Annotated in this window: 19 protein-coding genes and 2 tRNA genes; 8 read left to right on the top strand and 13 right to left on the bottom strand. The window is 66.7% G+C overall.

From position 1 onward, the window contains the following. The first annotated feature begins 27 nt into the window (after positions 1-27). A complete protein-coding gene (gene acpS / locus G6N37_RS11575; RefSeq protein ID WP_065444533.1) occupies positions 28-420 on the top strand; it encodes a holo-ACP synthase AcpS in 393 nt (130 codons plus the stop codon). A gap of 102 nt (positions 421-522) precedes the next feature. Continuing rightward, on the top strand, positions 523-1,848 hold the full coding sequence (locus G6N37_RS11570) for a dipeptidase (protein WP_163680176.1): 1,326 nt from the start codon (positions 523-525) through the stop codon (positions 1,846-1,848). Positions 1,849-1,861: 13 nt separating this feature from the next. Here G6N37_RS11570 and G6N37_RS11565 read toward each other — a convergent pair whose 3' ends face one another. The 3 genes from G6N37_RS11565 to bcp all read right to left on the bottom strand — a co-directional run bounded on the left by G6N37_RS11565 (position 1,862) and on the right by bcp (position 3,564). Continuing rightward, complete coding sequence (locus G6N37_RS11565) at positions 1,862-2,155, bottom strand: hypothetical protein (RefSeq protein ID WP_163680173.1); 294 nt, start codon at positions 2,153-2,155, stop codon at positions 1,862-1,864. A gap of 473 nt (positions 2,156-2,628) precedes the next feature. Further along, positions 2,629-2,961, bottom strand: coding sequence for a hypothetical protein (locus tag G6N37_RS11555; protein ID WP_163680170.1), 333 nt, complete (start codon positions 2,959-2,961; stop codon positions 2,629-2,631). A gap of 126 nt (positions 2,962-3,087) precedes the next feature. Further along, positions 3,088-3,564 (bottom strand): thioredoxin-dependent thiol peroxidase, encoded by a 477-nt coding sequence (gene bcp / locus G6N37_RS11550; RefSeq protein ID WP_163680167.1) that lies wholly within the window; start codon positions 3,562-3,564, stop codon positions 3,088-3,090. 96 nt (positions 3,565-3,660) lie between these two features. On the opposite strand from bcp, the gene G6N37_RS11545 reads away from it, so the two are divergent. After that, the gene (locus G6N37_RS11545; RefSeq protein ID WP_083170530.1) at positions 3,661-3,888 is read left to right on the top strand and encodes a DUF3618 domain-containing protein; all 228 of its coding nucleotides are present in this window, start codon (positions 3,661-3,663) and stop codon (positions 3,886-3,888) included. Between the two features lie 4 nt (positions 3,889-3,892). Here G6N37_RS11545 and G6N37_RS11540 read toward each other — a convergent pair whose 3' ends face one another. The 3 genes from G6N37_RS11540 to G6N37_RS11530 all read right to left on the bottom strand — a co-directional run bounded on the left by G6N37_RS11540 (position 3,893) and on the right by G6N37_RS11530 (position 7,932). Beyond that, on the bottom strand, positions 3,893-5,635 hold the full coding sequence (locus G6N37_RS11540; RefSeq protein ID WP_163680164.1) for a DUF3556 domain-containing protein: 1,743 nt from the start codon (positions 5,633-5,635) through the stop codon (positions 3,893-3,895). A gap of 124 nt (positions 5,636-5,759) precedes the next feature. Beyond that, positions 5,760-6,428: a hypothetical protein gene (locus G6N37_RS11535; RefSeq protein WP_163680161.1), complete on the bottom strand. Its 669-nt coding sequence runs from the start codon at positions 6,426-6,428 to the stop codon at positions 5,760-5,762. A gap of 178 nt (positions 6,429-6,606) precedes the next feature. Further along, positions 6,607-7,932, bottom strand: a complete 1,326-nt coding sequence (locus G6N37_RS11530) for an FAD-binding oxidoreductase (RefSeq protein ID WP_163680158.1) — start codon at positions 7,930-7,932, stop codon at positions 6,607-6,609. Between the two features lie 380 nt (positions 7,933-8,312). Between G6N37_RS11530 and G6N37_RS11525 the strand changes: the two genes are divergently transcribed. Both G6N37_RS11525 and G6N37_RS11520 read left to right on the top strand, forming a co-directional pair. Further along, positions 8,313-9,107, top strand: coding sequence for a bestrophin-like domain (locus tag G6N37_RS11525; RefSeq protein ID WP_232075431.1), 795 nt, complete (start codon positions 8,313-8,315; stop codon positions 9,105-9,107). A gap of 404 nt (positions 9,108-9,511) precedes the next feature. Then, positions 9,512-10,165 (top strand): TetR/AcrR family transcriptional regulator, encoded by a 654-nt coding sequence (locus tag G6N37_RS11520; protein WP_232075429.1) that lies wholly within the window; start codon positions 9,512-9,514, stop codon positions 10,163-10,165. Here G6N37_RS11520 and G6N37_RS11515 read toward each other — a convergent pair. Beyond that, the gene (locus G6N37_RS11515) at positions 10,162-11,280 is read right to left on the bottom strand and encodes a dihydrodipicolinate reductase (protein ID WP_372514673.1); all 1,119 of its coding nucleotides are present in this window, start codon (positions 11,278-11,280) and stop codon (positions 10,162-10,164) included. The genes G6N37_RS11520 and G6N37_RS11515 overlap by 4 nt on opposite strands. Before the next feature lie 304 nt (positions 11,281-11,584). Continuing rightward, positions 11,585-11,657: transfer RNA gene (locus G6N37_RS11510), tRNA-Lys, on the bottom strand. 245 nt (positions 11,658-11,902) lie between these two features. Between G6N37_RS11510 and G6N37_RS11505 the strand changes: the two genes are divergently transcribed. Then, positions 11,903-13,114 (top strand): L,D-transpeptidase, encoded by a 1,212-nt coding sequence (locus tag G6N37_RS11505; RefSeq protein ID WP_179961892.1) that lies wholly within the window; start codon positions 11,903-11,905, stop codon positions 13,112-13,114. 119 nt (positions 13,115-13,233) lie between these two features. Here the strand turns inward: G6N37_RS11505 and G6N37_RS11500 are convergent. Further along, positions 13,234-13,306 (bottom strand) — tRNA-His (locus G6N37_RS11500). Between the two features lie 46 nt (positions 13,307-13,352). Beyond that, positions 13,353-14,000, bottom strand: coding sequence for an oligoribonuclease (gene orn, locus G6N37_RS11495; protein WP_163680152.1), 648 nt, complete (start codon positions 13,998-14,000; stop codon positions 13,353-13,355). Positions 14,001-14,118: 118 nt separating this feature from the next. On the opposite strand from orn, the gene G6N37_RS11490 reads away from it, so the two are divergent. Further along, on the top strand, positions 14,119-15,690 hold the full coding sequence (locus tag G6N37_RS11490; protein WP_163680149.1) for a helicase HerA-like domain-containing protein: 1,572 nt from the start codon (positions 14,119-14,121) through the stop codon (positions 15,688-15,690). Positions 15,691-15,693: 3 nt separating this feature from the next. On the opposite strand, the gene cmrA is transcribed toward G6N37_RS11490, so the two are convergent. After that, positions 15,694-16,500 carry a mycolate reductase gene (cmrA, locus tag G6N37_RS11485; RefSeq protein WP_163680144.1) on the bottom strand — a complete coding sequence of 269 codons (807 nt, stop codon included), beginning with the start codon at positions 16,498-16,500 and terminating at the stop codon, positions 15,694-15,696. A gap of 130 nt (positions 16,501-16,630) precedes the next feature. Between cmrA and G6N37_RS11480 the strand changes: the two genes are divergently transcribed. Continuing rightward, on the top strand, positions 16,631-17,971 hold the full coding sequence (locus G6N37_RS11480) for an MFS transporter (RefSeq protein ID WP_163680137.1): 1,341 nt from the start codon (positions 16,631-16,633) through the stop codon (positions 17,969-17,971). Between the two features lie 4 nt (positions 17,972-17,975). Here the strand turns inward: G6N37_RS11480 and G6N37_RS11475 are convergent, their stop codons facing one another. Then, positions 17,976-18,761 carry an MmpS family transport accessory protein gene (locus G6N37_RS11475; protein ID WP_163680133.1) on the bottom strand — a complete coding sequence of 262 codons (786 nt, stop codon included), beginning with the start codon at positions 18,759-18,761 and terminating at the stop codon, positions 17,976-17,978. A gap of 62 nt (positions 18,762-18,823) precedes the next feature. Further along, positions 18,824-19,480 carry an SACE_7040 family transcriptional regulator gene (locus tag G6N37_RS11470; RefSeq protein ID WP_163680131.1) on the bottom strand — a complete coding sequence of 219 codons (657 nt, stop codon included), beginning with the start codon at positions 19,478-19,480 and terminating at the stop codon, positions 18,824-18,826. Positions 19,481-19,485: the final 5 nt, after the last annotated feature.

Raw genomic sequence — 19,485 nt, 5'->3', positions numbered from 1 at the left:
GTCGACCGTCCGTTAGCCTGGCGACCCATGGGAATAGTCGGTGTGGGGATCGACGTCGTCTCCATCCCTGATTTCGCCGAGCAGGTCGACCAGCCCGGAACCGTCTTCTCGGAGACGTTCACACCGGGTGAGCGCCGCGACGCCTCGGACAAGAGCTCGTCCGCGGCGCGCCACCTGGCGGCCCGGTGGGCGGCCAAGGAGGCGGTGATCAAGGCCTGGTCGGGGTCCCGGTTCGCCCAGCGGCCCGTGCTGCCGGAGGACATCCACCGCGACATCGAGGTGGTCACTGACATGTGGGGGCGGCCCCGGGTGCGGCTGAGCGGCGACATCGCCAAACACCTGGCCGACGTCACGATCCACGTGTCGCTGACGCACGAGGGGGACACCGCGGCCGCCGTCGCGATCCTGGAGACGACCTGACGGCGCGAGCGTGCGTGTCTGTACACGACACGCCGGCAGGCGGTGGCATTCTGCGCCCGCTCGCCGGGACCGCCTTCTTCCCGCGCGACTAGCCTCGAGATCATGAGCGATCTTGTTGAGCGCGTCCGTGAGGTGCTGCCGTCCGTGCGCGGCGACCTGGAGGACTTGGTACGCATCGAATCGGTGTGGTCCGACCCGGGCCGGCGCGACGAGGTGCACCGCAGCGCGCGGGCGGTGGCGGATCTCTTGTCGCAGGCCGGTTTTGGCGATGTGCTGATCGTCAGCGAGGGCGGCGCCCCGGCGGTCATCGCCCGCCATCCCGCGCCCCCGGGCGCGCCGACCGTACTCCTGTACGCCCACCACGACGTGCAGCCCGAAGGCGATGCCGGCCAGTGGGCGTCGCCGCCCTTCGAACCGACCGAACGAGGTGGGCGGCTCTACGGCCGGGGCAGCGCCGACGACAAGGCAGGCATCGCAACGCATTTGGCGGCGTTCAGAGCGCACGGCGGCCAACCGCCGGTCGGCGTGACGGTCTTCGTCGAGGGCGAGGAGGAGTCCGGCTCACCGTCGCTGGGCCGACTGCTGGCCGCCCACCGCGACGCGCTCGCGGCCGACGTGATCGTCATCGCCGACTCGGACAACTGGAGCACCGACGTTCCGGCGCTGACGGTTTCGCTGCGGGGCCTGGTCGACTGCGTGGTCGAGGTCGCCACGCTCGACCACGGGCTGCACTCGGGCATCTGGGGTGGCGTGGTTCCCGACGCGCTAAGCGCTCTGGTGCGGCTGCTGGCCAGCCTGCACGACGACGACGGCAACGTGGCCGTCGTCGGCCTGCACGAAAGTAACGCCGCCGCTGTGGATTACCCGCCCGAGCGGGTGCGTGCGGACTCCGGGCTGTTGGACGGGGTGTCCGAAATCGGTTCCGGTTCGGCGCCGCAGCGGCTGTGGGCCAAACCCGCGATCACCGTGATCGGCATCGACACCACGCCCATCGAGAAAGCGTCGAACACCCTGATCCCGCGGGCCCGCGCGAAGATCAGCATGCGGGTCGCGCCCGGCGGCGACGCCGAGGCACACCTGGACGCGTTGACGGCGCATCTTCGAGAGCATGCACCGTGGGGCGCACACGTGACCGTCACGCGCGGCGACATCGGCGAGCCGTACGCGATCGACGCCAGCGGCCCGGTGTACGACGCGGCGCGAGCGGCGTTCCGCCAGGCGTGGGGTACCGAAGCGATCGACACGGGCATGGGCGGCTCCATCCCGTTCATCGCCGAGTTCGCCGCCGCGTTCCCGCAGGCGAAGATTCTGGTCACGGGCGTCGAGGATCCCGGCACCCAGGCGCACAGCGTCAACGAGAGCCTGCACCTGGGTGTGCTGGAACGCGCCGCTATCGCCGAGGCGCTGCTGCTGGCCAATCTGGCCTGACCGCAGCGGAAGTTCACGGCCAGGGGAAGCCGGGGGCCGGAGGGGGCACTTGCGCCGGGTCGGCCTCCGCGAAGTGATACACCGGGCCCGACGGGCCGTTCTCAACGGTAACGGCGAACCAGTGACACACGCTCAGATCAAATCCCGGTGGTATCGGAACCGTGTATCCCCATTTCTGGCCGGGGCAGTAGTGCCAGTAGGACGGGCCGGCCTGGGCGGGCGCGGCAACGCCCAGACCGGCCATCGCCACGCCGCCGGAGATCATTGCCGCGCCGATGATCCGGCCCAACGTGCGCGGTGCATCCATCGGAAGATCCTTTCGTTGCCCATCGAGCCGCGTGTTACGGCGAACCACTTGCGAGAGTCTGACGTTCGCTCGCGGCTACCGATCCCAGCTTGTAGCCGGGCCGGCCAGTACGTCATGGTCTCGCCGACCTGGCCCGGGGCCACGCGCCAGCGTTCGGTTTCGGCTCGAAAGGCGATCAGACCGACAGGTCGCGGCGCAGTTTGGCGACGTGCCCACCCCAGTAGTCACCTTTGGTGAAGGGGATCCACCGCAGGAATTGCGGAAGGAACGACACCTCCAACTTTCCCCGCCCGGCCGTTCACCTGGGTTGCACGACCGATCGCCCGCAGCGGTGCACCGTTCTTGTCGATGCACCGGTTATCGACACGCACGCTACCGTCGTCTTGAGGCGCGTACTCGGCGGTTATTCGTAGCTGTCCGCGCGGAGTCCGGTGTCGAACCACCGACAACCCCTGGCGAGTAGGCAGCGCGACTTACTCGGCGCCTGGCTTCTCGTCGCCCTGCTTCTTCAGCGTCTCGCTCGCGCTGCTGACGACGCTACGAATGAACTCGTACTGCGTCTTGACGAGCTTGTCCGCCATATCGAGGGCGGCGTCGACGATCGTATTGCGTCTCGACGGATGGTCGTCGCCGTGCCCGGGCAACGACTCGTCGACAGCGCCAACGAACTTGCGTACGGCATCGATAGCGGTCCGTTGTCCGGATTCGACCGACTTGAGCACTTCATCGGACAGGCTTGCCGCTCGTTGTGTCAGGTCTGACGCACGTTCCGCCGCCGACGGCTTCTTCTCGGTGGCTTCTGCCATGATCGCTCCCCAAGGAATGGCTGACGCAAGTCAGTCGTGGATGATTCGGCATCAAGAATGCGCTGCGACCTCGGCGTTCTGTAGGGCCGATGGTCCCTTTCCACACACGTGACGACCGCGAATCAATTACGAGGCACTGAACAGCTTTTTGATGAAGGACGACGTATGTGCTGCCTTGACGTTGTACCGCGCGAGGGCGATCTTGCCCTTCTCGTCGACCACAAAGGTCGAGCGGATCACGCCCTGCACGGTCTTGCCGTACATCTGCTTCTCGCCGTAGGCGCCCCAGGCCGTCAGGACCTTGCGATCGGGATCCGACAGCAGGGGGAACGTCAGCTTCTCGGCGTCGCGGAACTTGGCCAGCTTCTCCGGTTTGTCGGGGGAGATCCCGATGACGTCGAGCCCGGCTCCGCCGAGTTCGTGCAGGTTGTCGCGGAAGTCGCAGGCCTGTTTGGTGCAGCCCGGCGTGGAGGCGGCCGGGTAGAAGTACACGATGACGCGACGCCCCTGGTAATCGGCCAGCGACACCGTGTTTCCGTCGGCGTCGGGCAGGCGGAAGGAGGGCGCTGTGTCGCCCGGCGCAAGGCGCGTGGTCTCGGCCAATTCGGGCCCCTTTCTGTTCACCGGAGCGTTGGGGTTGTCGCCAGCTGATCTAGGGTAGTTCGTCAGGTGCATGAGGCCGACTGGGAGGACAGACACGTGGCGGACCGGGACCCCGAGGCGATCAAGCGGGACATCGATGTCGCCCGCGACCAGCTGGCGGCCACCGTCGACTCACTCGCCGTGCGCGCCAACCCGCGGCGCCTGGCCGACGACCTGAAGGCGAAGGTGGTGGACTTCGTCAAGAAGCCCGCGGTGACGGTGACTCTCGCCGGCGTCGGTGTCCTCGTCGTCGTCGTGGTGGTGCACCGGGTGCGCAACCGCTGACGCGTCAGGTCATGCCGGCGCCCGTGCCGCTCTGGACGTGTACCGGAATGTCGTCGGCCCAGGGCTGCGCGGTGACCATGTCGTCGACGTCGACATAGCCGCGCTCGAATTCGCCGGTGGCCGCGTCGACGAGCCGGTACTCCTGGCGCTGGATGTGGATGGGCTGCGAGTCCAGGATCACCACCCGCACCTCGCCGGGCTGGAACCGGCAGCGCTGTTGTAGCGCCTCGATGAGGCATTCGTTGTGCATGTGTCCGTCGCCGAAGTTCCACCCCAGCACCATCGAGCAGAGCACCTCGCCCTCGCACAGGTTGTAGTCGTCCTCGTCGTAGCCGGCCAGCGCGCGATGCACCAGGGTGAACAGCGCGCGGCCGTGGGTGTTCATCCCGCGGAACGCCATCGCGAGGTGAAGCGGAACCAGGGTCGCCTCTTTGGAGCCGTAGAGGCGTTCGAGTTGCAGGTGTTGCATTGGCCCGAGCGCGCGGGAGCCGGTGCGGAACTTCTCGTCGACCGAGGGCTTGACGCACCACACCGTGGTGTCCCAGTTGCCCGCGTAGTAGCGCATGCCCGGCAGGAAGGACACCTTGCGCGGGTAGAGGTTTCCGACGACGACGATTCCGGCGATGACCGCGAACAGGACCACCACCGGCAACGGGTTGGCCAGATCGGACAACCCAAGGCGGGCATGCGCGACGAACAGCGACAACACCCCGAAGATCATGAACACGTTCCACTCCAGGGGCACACCCATCGGGAAAGCCAGCAGGATGTTCAGGTGGAACACGATCATCACGAACGCGGCGATGGCCGTCGGCCAGCCGCCGTGGGAGAACAGCAGCGCCAGCGGCACCAGGCCTTCCACGGCGGTGGAGAAGTGGGCGATGAAACCCGCCAGCGCGCTGGGCCGCAAGTCGTCGGGATAACGCTTGAACATCGACCGTTTGAGCGGCCCGGACGGGATGAACGGGTTGTTCGCCAGCATCGTTGAGATCACGAACGGGAAGTGCCTGTTGAGTTTCGAGGTGGCCGCGCCCAGCCAGATCACCATGAAGACCACCTTGGCCCCGATGATGCAGTCCGCCCCGGCGAACAGGAAGACCAGCGCCAACGGCGCGTAGACCTCGCCGCGAGCGGCCAGGAAGATCACCTTGTCGCGCAGGCCGACGACGGCCAGCACCGCCAGGATCGCGACGGTGTGCCAGGGCGCCAGCACACCAATCTCGGTGTGCAGGGCGGGAATTGGGCCGGTGCCGTCGGACACCAGCGCGATCGCGAGCAAGACCAGCAGCGCACCGTAGAGCGCCGCGTCGATCGGGCTGCGGACGCTGCCCCGGGTCAGCGGCACCCGATCGGGCCATGGCGGCAACCGGATGGTTCCGGGCCGCAACCAGTACAGGATCGAGCCCATCGGCGGGAAGTAACGGCCGGCCAGTGGCCCGAAGCAACAGCCCAGTCCGATGACTTCGAACAGCATCGTGTACAGCACGGCCTTTTCGAACACGATCGGTTCCGACCACCACGCGGCGACGCCCGTGAAGCTGCCGATGCCGGTCGTGCACCAGCCGAACACCCAGCCGCCGAGGATGTACAGCGCGATCTTCGCGCCGTACATCACGTGCATCACCAGCGGAGTGCCGAACCCGTTCTCGGCGATGTGGCGCACCATCGGCACGATCCGCTGTGCGCGGCTCCGCTTGCTCCATTCAGCCAGGTCGACGACGGGCAGATTCGGCTGGATGAACCCCATGGCAGCTCCTTCGGCGCAGCTCGACGGCGGTCCTGGGCACTCGCTGTGAAGGAGAAGCTACCTGCAGGCTCGTTCGCGCGGCAGGCGAATCACGCCGAAAAAGTCGGGACGGGCCCGCCGCATGTCAGGTGTCGATGCCGTAGCCACCGCGCAGGTCTGTGTGGGCGGCTTTCAACAATCGGTTGCACAGCTCCACCAGCGCGTCGACGTCAAGGTCCGACTCATCGCCGAGTTGCTTGAGAAACGATGCTTCCTCGTCCTTCAGCGCGGTCCACTTTCGCTTCCGTTCGATCATCGCCTCATCGCTGTTTTGAGGGACGTCGACCGCTGCTTGGAGTTGCTGCTTGCACTCATCCAGCTGCGTCAGCGAGTAGCCATGCTCACGGAATTGGCGGTCCCATTCGTCGAGAATCAATTCGGTGAGGTCGCGAACCGGCTCTGCGGCGTAGATCATCAGCTCCGCGACTCCGTCGTCGAGGCCCAGCCGGGCGCGGAATTCGTACAACTCGCTGGTGGCCGCCGCCCTCCTTCGGCTGACGCTCTCATCGGTGACGTCCGTACCCGCGAGGGGTTCCGCCCCGCGCTTGAGGTAAAGGGTTGCCGAGATGAGACGCTTCAGCACCGCCTTCTTGTCCTCGCCGGCCCGCTTCTCGTAGTCGAGCACCAGCGCGTGGTCTCGATCCTCGCGCTTGGTTCTGGCGTCGATACGCTTCGTCCAGATCGCCACCGTCGCAGTTGAGACAACGGACGCGACCGGCACGAGAGTGCTCGTGAGCAAGGTCTCCCAACTCATGGCTCTACTGCCAGTCTTCCCGGCGCTTGCGCTGACGCGCTGCTACGCGTGTGCACGGACGTGCTCATTGCCACGGGGCTCAGTCTGCCTGACTGGACCGTGCTACACGGGGGTTTGCCATCTTCTGCTGTGTGGGCTGTTCTTTCGGTCGACTCCGATCCTCCGACGCGACAACCGGTCAGCCCGGGGGAGGCACGGATTGCTCGAAGCAGAAAACGTTCGAGGGGTCGTATTTGGCTTTCACCTCGCGTAGCCGTTCGCAGTTGGGGCCGTAATACTCACGCTCCCAATCGGATGCGGGAGCATTGGGCACGTTGACGTAGGCGCCGTTGCCGAAGGGGCGCAGTGCGCGCCAGAAGTCGACCGCCCAGCCCAGAGCCTTCGAGTTCAGCGCGGGATCGTCCCAGGCCGCGCCCGGCTCGCAGTAGAACAGCGCTTCACGGTGCGGGAACGGCGACCCACCGGGCGGGGCGTGGCGCACGGCCCCGCCGAAGCTCGAACAGAAGAAGTTGCTCGACGCGCTGGGCGCGTTCGCCATGAAGCGAACGACCAGGTCGATCGCCTCGTCGGGCAATGGGCGAGTGACGAACTGAGAGTAGAACTTCCAGAACGGTAGATCCGCTGCCCTGTCGAGGTTTTTGTAGATGGTCGGCCAGGCCTCGTTCGTGTAGGTCACCTCGGGCTTGCCGATCGCCAGTAGGGAACGCAACTCGGCGTCCAGTTTGTCGCGTGAGCCGCCGTGCAGCACCGCCTTGAGCTCGACCGCGGCGGAGCCCGCCTCGAGCGCACTGGTCAGGCGCTCGTCGGCGACCGGCGCGTCACGCTGCCAGGTGCGAAGTATCGCGCCCAGATCGCCGAGACCGGCCCACCTGACGATTGCGAAGTCGACCCGCGAGAGCTTGTGCAACTTCAGCGTGTAGGACGTGGCGATCCCGAAGTTGCCGCCGCCTCCGCCGCGGCACGCCCACAGCAGGTCGGCGTTACTGTGCTCGGCGGCTTCGACAACCTTCGCCGAGCGTGGGCCGTCGGCCACCACCATCTCGGCCGCGAGCAGGTTGTCGGACGCCAATCCCAAACTGCGAGTGAGTAATCCGAAGCCTCCGCCGAGAACCACACCGCCGAGTCCGACGCCCCCCTCCGAACCCGTCGGAATGACGAAGCCGCGCTGCCCGAGCGCCGGGACGATCTCTTGCTGCGTGAGCCCGGTGCCGACCGTCGCCGTCCGCGCCGTCTCGTCGATCGTGACGGTCTTCATGCGACTGACGTCGACAACCAGGCCGCCGTCGATCGAGGACCAGCCATCAAGGCTGTGGCGCCCGCTGCGGGCTCGCAGGGCGATGCCCTCCTCGCGTGCCCACTCGACCGCGTTGACCACGTCCCGTGCGTTGGCGCAGAACACGATTGCCTCGGGATAGCGTGAATACAGGCGATTCCAGCCCACCCGCGCCGCCTCGTACCCGGGATCGCCCGCGCGCACCACCTCACCCGTCAGCCTGCTGGTCATTCGGTCACTCCTGAACTCGCCGCGAAGAGATCGGCGTCTGAGGTCTCGGTCTGCAGCCGCGCTGGAAGATCAACATTCTGGGGATGGACGTCGCGCCACGACGATCAACCCGGTGGCGATCACGTTGGGATGCTTCGCCACTCGGTGTGCCGTCGAAGGTTTCGCCCCGTTCGCCACGTCACCTTCCATTGAGGGGCACTACCGACGCTAGACGGCTCGACGGGTTGTTTTCAGCAAAAGCCGAAACCGACCAGAAAGTGGCGAAGTGGACGTCGCGATGCGGACATGCGCCTAGAGTCGAACGGCCGGCCGCGTATCCACGACCGGCCCCTTTGCATCCCCTCCGCGGGGTTTCCGGACGCTCTCGAGGAGTGTGGCTTGTGAGTGGTTGGATCGTGAGCAATGTCCCGTCGTGGTTGCTGTTGGTCGGGCTCAACGTCCTCATCGCGGGTGTGGCGGTGCTCGTCCTGGCGTATGTTCGGCGTCGGTTCCCCGGCCTGCGGGGGGACGAGCGCAGCGAGGTGACGCAGTTCGCCTTCTTGCTGGTCGGATTCGTGTACGCGTTCTACACGGGTTTCATCGTTACCGCGATGTGGGGTCAGGACAATACTGCGGACGACGCGATGCGGGCTGAGGGCACAACGGGGGTACAGATGGCCAACGACCTAGCCGTGTTCGACAAGGCTGACAGCGACCGCGTCCGCCAGGCGTTGCTGGACTATGAACGCGCGGCCGCAACCGAGTGGCCGATGGCCGCCAACGGCCACGCCTACCCCGCGGCCGGCCAAGCGCTGCAACGCCTTCGCACCACGTATGAGCAAGTTCAGCCGCGCACCGATACCCAAAAGACTTTCCTCGCTACGTCATTCGATTCCCTCAACAAGATCAGTCAGGCACGGACAGACCGGATGATCCGCGCCCGCACTGCAAACGGGCTGCCCTCGTCGATGTGGATCGTTTTCTTCCTGCTCAGCGGGCTGGTCCTTGGTTGCGTCATTATTTACAGCGTCGAGAACCCCGCCATTCACTACGCGCTGGTCGCGACCGTGGGCGTGCTGCTGGCCACCGACCTATTCCTCGTCTTGGAGCTCGCCCACCCGTATATCGGCGACACTGCGACGTCGCCCGAGCCCCTCAACGCGGTCATCCAAGCCCTCTCGGCCGCACCGGCGTAGTCGCCATTCACGGACGGGCGACGGTCGACATGCTTACCGGGTTAACGCGACTGTTGCGGATACCGCCACACGGTTCCCCGCCGTGTCAGATGCAAGTCAACCTCGCTCTGCTTTCCACATGACATTGCGCGGACGACATCCCGTTCCTGACAACGATCACCGCGGGCCTGGCCAATAGAAGGTGCGGACATGCGGCGAGTCTGACACCGCAGCTCGGCCCCAGCTTTCTCTGTCGGCGCCGTGGTGAGCTGGTCCGGCATGGACGACGAGCCGTGCCCGAACATGTACACCAATGCGTACAGTCAGGCTGTGGAAAACGCTCCCACCGGCGGTCTACCGCGTGTTGGCGACTCCGGATGAAAAACTGACCAGTGCCAGATGTTGATGCCGGTGTGGAGGTAGGCGTGGGAGTGCCGCGTTCGACGTCACGGCGGCAGTCGGGCCGCCAGGCGCGAGGCACGCTGACCGCGGACACCATCGTCGAAGCCGCCTTCGCGCTGGCCGAGGAGTCGTCTGTCGACGAGGTGAGTATTCCCTTGGTCGCCAAGTTGCTGGGCGTCGGGGTGACGAGCATCTACTGGCATGTCCGCAATAAGTCGGCGCTTCTTGACGCCATGACCGATCGTGCGTTGCGGCGCAGCGGGTTGCCCTCGTTTGTTGAGTCGGCTGATTGGCGTGAGTCGTTGATGGCGCATGCGCGTGGGGTGCGGCAGACGTTCCTCGGCAATCCAGTGCTGACCGACTTGATATTGATCCGCGGGGCGCTGAGTCCGATGGCGCGGCGGCTTGGCGCACAGGAGATGGATAAGGCGATCGCCAGCATGATCGAAGCCGGTCTGGATCGGCGAGATGCCCTGGAAACCTACTCGGCGGTTTCGGTTCTGGTCCGGGGTTCGGTCCTTCTCGCAAGGTTGGCGCAGAAGCACGGCACAGCGGGCAACGTGGGAATCGACGATGACGGTGGATTCGTCGATGCCGCACTGTCCCACGATGATCGAGCGTTCGAGCTTCTTCTCACGTCCGTCCTGGCTGACGCCGGGGACCGGGGGGTGGGCTAAGTCGCTGCGCTGCGACGGGTTTGCCGAGTGACGATCGCCGGACCGGCCAGTGGCGCGGGCAGGAGTCCGGGCGCAGCTTCAATGACAGCCGGTATCGCGTTGATCGCCGCCATCGCCGTTGCGGCGACGCCGGGGTTGGTGGCGTCGCCCGTTGCGGCGTCGAGACGGAGGTCAAGGGTCATGTTGGGCGAGCCTTCGATGCGGAAGACCATTCCGCCCTTGCCGGATTGAGCCGGACGCGGCCAGGTATCGGGCCACGGCGTGGAAGTCACTGTCGCGAAGTATTGAACCGACACGACGGGCCGCTCGTCGCACATCGCGGAAAGCTGCCAGCGATGGGCGCAGATCGTGTCCTTCGGGATCACGCCGAGTGCGGTGTCGAGGTCATGAGGGGCGAGGATCGTCTCCCAGTCCAGTGCCACCTTTTCGACCTCAACGGACAGCGTGTCGGCGATGTAGCGCACGACGGGTTCCCAGTCGTTGTTCACCTTGCCCACCGCGATGCGGATGGGAACGTGCCCGTCGTGTTTGCCGAATCCCATCGACTCATGAAGGACTTCCCAGATCGGGTAGGCCAAGTCGAGGTCGAGGGCGTACTCGTCCATGCGGTAGGAGTCGATCACACCGGCACCGGCCAGCAACGCGGTCGGCAGGTTCAGGCTCACGAAACCGGGTTCGCATCCGGTCGCATAAAATGTTGCGTTGCCCTGCCGTGCCGCGTGTTCGATCGGATCGCGCCATTTCGCCGGGGCTGCTTTCGGATAGACCATCGGGATCGCGGAGATCGTGACGACGTTGATGCCGGCTTCCAGGTAGCCGACAATGTCGGCGATCACCTCGTCTTCACGTCTTACTGCTGTCGCGCAATAGGCGACGCAATCCGGCTTCGCATCCAGAACTGCCGCCACGTCGCCTGTCGCCGCGACGCCTACATCGGGGCGCCCGCACAACTGACCGGCATCCATGCCGATCTTCGATGGCGACGACACCTTGACCGCGATCAGGTCGAGAGCGGGGTCGTCGATGATGGCGCGTAGGGCCGCGCTTCCCGTCATGCCGGTGCCGACGTGAACCACGCGATGCTTGGCGGTCGCAGGGCCATTGGATGAACTCACAGGGTGGCCTCTCAGGCGTTGGCGGGTGTCAGGCCAAATCATCTCGATCGATGGGCACGGTTACCGACACATCAGGTCGCCGCTTACTGTAGACAATACTAGTAAGGGCTACCAGTAGGTGGTTCAGTTCAGTGGGCGTCCAAGGTGGAGGTTCACCTGGGGCCACTCGAAGGTCAGCATGACCCAGGATGTGTACACGACGCGTGGCAAAGCGCATCCGCAGGTCGCCGACGTGCTCGACGCCGCAATGAGCGCGCATAAACGGCCCTTGAAGCCCGTTCATCGCCAGAAATATGCTTTGAAGTGCGCCGTCAGGGTTTCGAACCCCGGACCCGCTGATTAAGAGTCAGCTGCTCTACCAACTGAGCTAACGGCGCTTGCGACGGCCGAGACCGCGTACGCGACAATAACAGGCGTCCTGCCGCGGTGTGAAATCCCGGATCCCGTCCAGGATAGGCCCCAGCGCCGCGTGGGCAGGGACACGAGCCCGGCCGCCGGGCGCTCCGAGGTCGGCCCCGAAACACCTGATCGCGGACCGGCTGAGGCCGGCATGCGCGCGCCCAAAACCCATTACAATGCATGCACTGTTTCTGGTCAGCGGTGACCAACTACGTCGAATTTCATGGAAGGTCACTCGATGACGCCTTTGCGCAAACGACGATCGTGGCTGGCTGCCGCGATCGCTTCGCTTGCTGTGTTCGGCGTTGCCTGCGGCGGCGGCCACACCGCCGCACCGGCGAAGGTCATCTTCGACAAGGGCACTCCATTTGCCGATCTGCTCGTCCCCAAGCTCACCGCCTCGGTGACCGACGGCGCCGTCGGCGTCACCGTGGACGCGCCCGTGACGGTCAGCGTGGCCGACGGGGTCCTCGCGTCGGTCACCATGGTCAACGAGAACGGCAAGTCGATCAGCGGACAGCTCAGCCCCGACGGACTGCGCTGGTCGACCACCGAGCAGCTCGGCTACAACAGGCGCTACACCTTGAGCGCCAAAGCGCTGGGCATGGGTGGCGCGGCGAATCGGCAGATGACCTTCCAGACCAGTTCCCCCGCCCACCTGACCATGCCCTACGTCTATCCGGGCGACGGCGAGGTTGTCGGCGTCGGCCAGCCGGTGGCGATCCGGTTCGACGAGAACATCGCGGACCGCGCCGCGGCGCAGAAAGCCATCACCATCACCACCAACCCGCCCGTCGAGGGTGCGTTCTACTGGCTCAACAACCGCGAAGTGCGCTGGCGCCCAGAGCATTTCTGGAAATCGGGAACGGTCATCGATGTGGCGGTCAACACCTACGGCGTGGACCTGGGCGACGGAATGTTCGGCGAGGACAGCGTCAAGACGCACTTCACCATTGGTGACGAGGTCATTTCGACGGCCGACGACACCACCAAGACGGTGACCGTGCGCGTGAACGGCGAAGTGGTCAGGACGATGCCGACGTCGATGGGCAAGGACAGCACACCGACCGACAACGGGTTCTACATCGTCGGCGGCCGGTTCAAGCACATCATCATGGACTCGTCGACCTACGGCGTTCCGGTCAACTCGCCCAACGGATATCGCACGGAAGTCGACTGGGCCACCCAGATGTCATATAGCGGCGTCTTCGTGCACTCCGCGCCGTGGTCGGTCGGCGCCCAGGGCCACACCAACACCAGCCACGGGTGCTTGAACGTGAGTCCCAGCAACGCCGAGTGGTTCTACGACCACAGCAAGAGCGGCGACATCGTCGAGGTGATCAACACCGTGGGGCCGACGCTGCCGGGCACCGAGGGGCTGGGCGACTGGAACGTCCCCTGGCCGCAATGGAAAGCGGGCAACGCCAACACCTGACGCGCGGTCAGCCGACCTTTCGCCAGTCCGTCGGTCGAGAACCACCGGTCGTGACGATCAGCACAACAACGGGGCCTTCGCGGGCGGTCCGGAACGGCAAGCGCCGTCCCGCCTATCGGGGTGGCTGACGGGACTCGAACCCGCGACACCCAGGATCACAACCTGGTGCTCTACCAGCTGAACTACAGCCACCATCGCCGCCGGCCGGCCTCGAGGCCAACGAGCGGCGACGTCGATACTAGCCGGTCGGTGGCTCGGCGGCCGAATCGATTTCGTTCGGGGCGTCGCCGTCGCCGTCCAGATCGGCGACGACGGCCTCGATCTCGCTGGTAGAGGGCCCCGGCGGCGCGACGAAGGCGGTACGGCGGTAGAAGCGCAGCTCGCGAATGGATTCGTGAATGTCCGCCAGGGCCCGGTGCGTGAGCCCCTTGACCGGCTGGCCGAAGTAGATCCGCGGATACCAGCGCCGGCAGAGCTCCTTGATCGAGCTCACATCGATCATCCGGTAGTGCAGGAACGAGTCCAGCGCGGGCATGTCGCGGGCGATGAACGCGCGGTCGGTGGCGATGGAATTGCCCGCCAGCGGCGCCGTCTTGGGTTGCTTGACGTGCTTGCCGACGTAATCGAGCACCATGGCCTCGGCGGTCGCCAGGTCGACGGTGGACGCCCGCACCTCTTCGATCAACCCTGAACGCGTGTGCATTTCGGTGACGACGTCGATCATCGACGACAGCGCCGCGTCGTCGGCGTGGATCACCACGTCGACGCCGTCGCCCAGAACGTTCAAATCGGCGTCGGTGACCAGGGCCGCGATCTCGATCAACTTGTCCGAGCCGAGGTCCAGCCCGGTCATCTCGCAGTCGATCCACACCAATTCGTCACGCACAGCGCTCAGACTAGGCCCACGTGCCGCTGACGGCGCCCGTCGCCCCCGACTCCGCCGGAGAAGTAGTGTGAGCGTTGCCGGACCGCATGCCGAACCACTGGAACGGGGGCGCAGCACGATGAGCACCGAATCGGCGGAGACGCCCGCGCGCCGGATCGCGAACGGCTACGCCGTCGACGGGCGGGCACTCGAATTGGGCACCGTCGTCGTCGACGGGGTAGCCGACCCGACGGCGCAGATTCGCATCCCGCTGGCCACGATCAACCGCCACGGTCTGGTGGCCGGTGCGACCGGAACCGGCAAGACCAAGACGCTGCAGCTGATCGCCGAACAACTCAGCGCGGCGGGCGTTGCGGTGATGATGGCCGACGTCAAGGGCGACCTCTCGGGTCTGGCCCGGCCGGGCGAGGCCAACGACAAGACCGCCGCGCGAGCCAAAGACACGGGCGACGACTGGGCGGCGACCGGATTCCCGGTCGAGTTCTTGTCGCTGGGCACCGGGGGAGTGGGTGTGCCGGTGCGCGCGACGGTGGCCAGCTTCGGTCCGGTTCTGCTGTCGAAGGTGTTGGGGCTCAACGCTACTCAAGAGTCGACGCTGGGTCTGATCTTCCACTGGGCCAAGGACGCCAACCGGCCGCTGGTCACCCTGGACGATCTGCGCGGCGTCATCAGCCACCTGGCAAGCGACGAGGGCAAGGCCGATCTGAAAGACCTGGGCGGGGTGTCGTCGACGACGGCCGGCGTGATCCTGCGGGCGCTGGTGAATCTCGCTGCCGAGGGCGGAGATACGTTTTTCGGCGAGCCGAAGCTCGATCCCCAGGATCTGCTGCGCGTCGATGGCCAAGGGCACGGCATCATTTCCCTGCTCGAGTTCAGCGGTCAGTCGCTGCGTCCGGTCATCTTCTCCACGTTCCTGATGTGGGTGCTCGCCGATTTGTTCGCGGTGCTGCCCGAAGTCGGTGACGTCGACAAACCGAAGCTGGTCTTCTTCTTCGACGAGGCGCACCTGTTGTTCGCCGACGCATCGAAAGCGTTCCTCGAGCAGGTCGAGCAAACCGTCAAGCTGATTCGTTCCAAGGGCGTCGGGGTGTTCTTCTGCACGCAGTTGCCCACCGACCTGCCCAACGACGTGCTTTCCCAGCTGGGTGCCCGAATCCAGCACGCGTTGCGGGCATTCACCCCCGACGATCAGCAGGCGTTGAGCAAGACGGTGCGGACGTACCCGAAAACCGATGTCTACGACCTGGAATCGGCGTTGACCTCGCTGGGCATCGGTGAGGCGGTCGTCACGGTGCTGTCCGAGAACGGCGCACCCACGCCCGTCGCGTGGACCCGCATGCGGGTGCCGCGGTCGCTGATGGCCTCGATCGGCACCGACGCGATCGCGCAGGCCGCGAAAGACAGTCCGCTGCAAGGCAAGTACGGCCAAACGGTTCAACGATCGGCGCAGCCGCAGGCCGTCCCCCGCGACGGACAAGCCGAGCCCGCGCCCACGCCGCAGGCCCAGTCCGACTATCCGCCGGTTCCGCCGAACGAGCCGCCTCCGCCGATGCCGCAACCCGCGGAGCCACAGGGGCCCGCGAAGTGGGAGGAAGTGCTGAACAACCCCACCGTGAAAAGCGGCATCAACACGGCGATACGCGAAATCACGAAAAACTTGTTCGGCAGCGGCCGGCGGCGCCGCAAATAACGGCTAGCCGCCGCCGAGCTTCTTGTAGAAGCTGCCTACGATCGGCGCGACGATAGCGCGGGGGGCGTATCCGCTGGCCACCGACATCGCCTTGGACGTCAGGCCCGGGACGACCCGCATCTTGTTGCGCGCCAACGCATCCAGCGACAGCTGGGCGGTGTGCTCGGTGGAGATCCACAGGAAGTCGGGCACCAGTCGCTCCACCAGCGACCGTTCGGCGTCGTCGGGCAGATCGGTGCGCACCGGTCCCGGCGCCAGCAGGGTGACGTGCACGCCCGAGTGGCGCAGTTCGCCGCGCAGCGATTCGCTGAAGGTGTTCGCGAACGCCTTGGTGGCCGCATAGGTCGCGTTGTAGGGAATCGGCGAATTGCCCGCGGCGGAGCCGGAAATCAGGATGCCGCCGGCCCGGCGTTCGACCATGCCGGGCAGCACCGCCAGCGTAAGGTCATGCACGCCCAGCACATTCAGTTGCAGCTGGGCCTTTTCGACCGCTGGGTCCAGCGTCGCCACCGGGCCGAAGGTCGCGGTACCCGCGTTGGCGCACAGGATCGAGATGGGTCGGGCGGCCAGTTCGTCGCACAGTTTCGCCCGTTCCCCGGGATCGGCCAGGTCGGCGGGTCGCACGTCGACCGCGACACGGTACTTGTCGCTCAGGCGGGCGGCCAGCGCGTTGAGCAGGTCTTCGCGCCGCGCGGTGACGATCAGGCTGTGGCCGCGCGCGGCCAGTTCGGTGGCCAGGGCTTCACCGATGTTTTGCGAAGCCCCGGTGACGACGGCGCGCGCGTCCGGGCTGGGAGCGGGGATCGGCATGAGCCAATCGTAGACAGCCGCGGCGGCGGAGCCGGGCGCGGCGGGTCGGCTGCCCAACACATCGCAGCGATCGCGAGCGCGGCGGAGCCGGGCGCGGCGGGTCGGCTGCCCAACAAATAGAGTGCCCGGCATGGGCCAGCCGTCGTCGCGTTCGCTCACGCCCGTGCCATCCCGGGTGGTGGCGTGGGCGCTGTGGGACTGCGGCTCCACCGGCCTGAACGCGATCGTGGCGACCTTCGTCTTCTCCGTGTACCTGACCAGCAGCGTGGGGGTGGGCATCTCCGGCGGCACCACCCCGGCGAGCTGGTTGGGGCGCGCCGCGGCCATCGCCGGGCTGACCGTCGCGCTGCTGGCGCCGGCCGTCGGCGTCTGGGTGGAGTCCCCGCATCGCAGGCGGGTCGCCCTCAGCGTCTTGACTGCCCTGGCCGTCGCGCTGACGTGCGGGATGTTCTTCATCCACGACCGCCCCGGCTACCTGTGGGCCGGGCTGGCGCTGATGGGAGCCACAGCGGCCTGCGGCGATCTGGCCAGCGTCCCGTATAACGCTATGCTGCGCCAACTTTCGACCCCGCAGACCGCCGGCCGGATTTCCGGATTGGGCTGGGCGGCCGGCTACGTCGGCAGCGTCCTGCTCCTGCTCGTGGTCTACACCGGATTCATTTCCGGGAAGGGTTCCGGGCCGGATGCGACGCGCGGGCTGCTGCGGGCGCCGCTGCACGACGGCCTCTACGTCCGGGAGGCGATGCTGGTCGCCGCGGCATGGCTGGCGATCCTTGCTCTGCCACTACTTTTCGTCGCGCACCGGCTCCCCGACTCGGCCGAGGTGCACGAGCCGACGAGCATGCTCGGCGGCTACCGCAAGCTGTGGACCGAGGTCTCCGCCGAATGGCGGCGCGACCGCAACCTGGTCTACTTCCTGTTCGCGAGCGCGCTCTTCCGGGATGGGCTGGCGGCGATCTTTGCCTTCGGCGCCGTGCTCGGGGTCAACGTGTACGGCATCTCGCAGGGCGACGTGCTCATCTTCGGTGTCGTGGCCAGCGTGGTGGCTGCGGTGGGAGCGGTGTTGGGTGGGTTCGTCGATCACCGGATCGGGTCGAAACCCGTCATCGTGGGGTCGCTGGCCGCGATCGTGGTCCTGGGACTCACCCTGATGCTGCTGTCCGGTTCGGTCGCCTTCTGGATCTGCGGGCTGCTGCTGTGCATGTTCATCGGGCCGTCGCAGTCGTCCTCGCGCGCCCTGCTGCTGCAGATGGCCAAGCACGGCAGGGAAGGTGTCGCGTTCGGCCTGTACACGATGACCGGGCGCGCGGTGGCGTTCGTCGCGCCGTGGCTGTTCTCGGTATTCGTGGACGTATTCGGCGCCGTGCGCGCCGGCCTCGGCGGCATCTCGCTGGTGCTGATCGCCGGGCTGCTCGCCATGCTGGCGGTTCGGGTTCCGGCGCGCGGCGCCCTCGCGGCCGAACCGTCGTAGGCGCTCAGCCCCTGGCGTCGCAGATCGTCAGGCCCACGCCGACGCGCTTGCTCATCTGGACGCCGTCGACGGTGACCGAGCAGGTGACGTTGTGACCGATGTTGACGATGGTGACGTTGGCGGGGTGCACGGCCGTCTTGGCCAGGCTGACCTCTTTACTCCAGGGCAGCGCGACGTTGAATTCGGTTTGGATGAGGTCCCCGGTGTCGATGTACATGATGCTGATCGCGCGGCCGTCGCCGGCCACGCTGTAGACGATGTCTTGCATCGCCGCCGGCCCGGGCGACTCCGTGGGCGTCGGCGAGCCGCCGGTCGGCGGCACCGGGGCCGGGATGCGCGGCTGGGATGTGCGCGTCGAGGGGCTCGGCATGGTCGGAGTGGTCTCCGGCATGGCGGGCAGCGGCGGGACGGCGGTCTGAGTCTTGATGGCGTCGTTCACCAGCACCAGGGCGATGACCAGGGCAACCACCAAGAGCACGGCCGCGCCGGCGAGGATCCAGAGCCATCGCGGGGGTGGTTTGGGGCCGCCGGGTGGCGGGGGAGCCGAGCCCTGGGGCAGTTGGCCCGACGGCGGCAGCTCGTGCTGCCAGTACGCCGGCAGCTGTCTCGTCGTGTTGGTGTCGTTCATGGTGGGCGCCCACGGCGGAGCCTGCCCGCCATAGGCGGGCACGTACGGCGCCTGATCGGCGTATGCCGGGTCAGCGGGTGGCGGGTACCACGGGCCCTCCGGCGCCGACCCTGGCACGGAGGTACTGAACCGGTCGGTGGGACGTGAATCGTTCATGTCCACCTCATGGATTGCAGAGTACCTGCGCCGCGAGCCCGAACGGCGAATCACCTCACAGCGGGGACTCAGGGGCACTCGTTGCCGGCCGTGAGCGCGGCGACCGTCATCGCCCGCATGACGGCGCGGGACCGCGCGGCGCGGGCGGGCTTGCTGCGCGACGTGTCGGGGGATTTCATGCTGTGCGGCGTCGAGTTCAGCAGCCCGAATACCGCGTGGGCGGTCAGCCGGGCATCGGCCTCGGCCAGGTCGGGGTTCAGCTCGCGCAGCACGCCGACCCACACCTCGACGTATTGGCGTTGCGCTTTGCGGACCTGCTTCTCGGCCGCCTCGGGGAGGTGCGCGAGGTCGCGGTCCTGGATGCGGATCAGATCCGGTTCGCCGAGTGCGAAGTCGAGGTGAAAGTCGATCAGTCCGTCCAGCGCCGCGGCCGCGTCGGAGTGGCGGGCCCGCACGTCGCGGGCGCCGGCGAGCAGTCGCGCGCTGATGCCCACCAGCAATTCGACCAGCAGCGACTCCTTGTTGGGGAAGTGCCGGTAGATCGCCGGTCCGCTGACGCCGGCCGCGGCGCCGATGTCTTCCAGCCGCACGGCCAGGAAGCCGCGCTCGGCGAACAGCCGCTCGGCGGCCGACAGCAGCTGCAGCCGCCGGTCGGATTTCAACTGGCTGCGACGTTTCGGGGCATCCGCGGGGCCGGGCTGGCCGTCGGCGGTGGACGTTGTCATGACAA

Source organism: Mycobacterium seoulense (assembly GCF_010731595.1).
GTDB lineage: Bacteria > Actinomycetota > Actinomycetes > Mycobacteriales > Mycobacteriaceae > Mycobacterium > Mycobacterium seoulense.
This window is presented reverse-complemented; position numbering and strand designations above follow the sequence as displayed.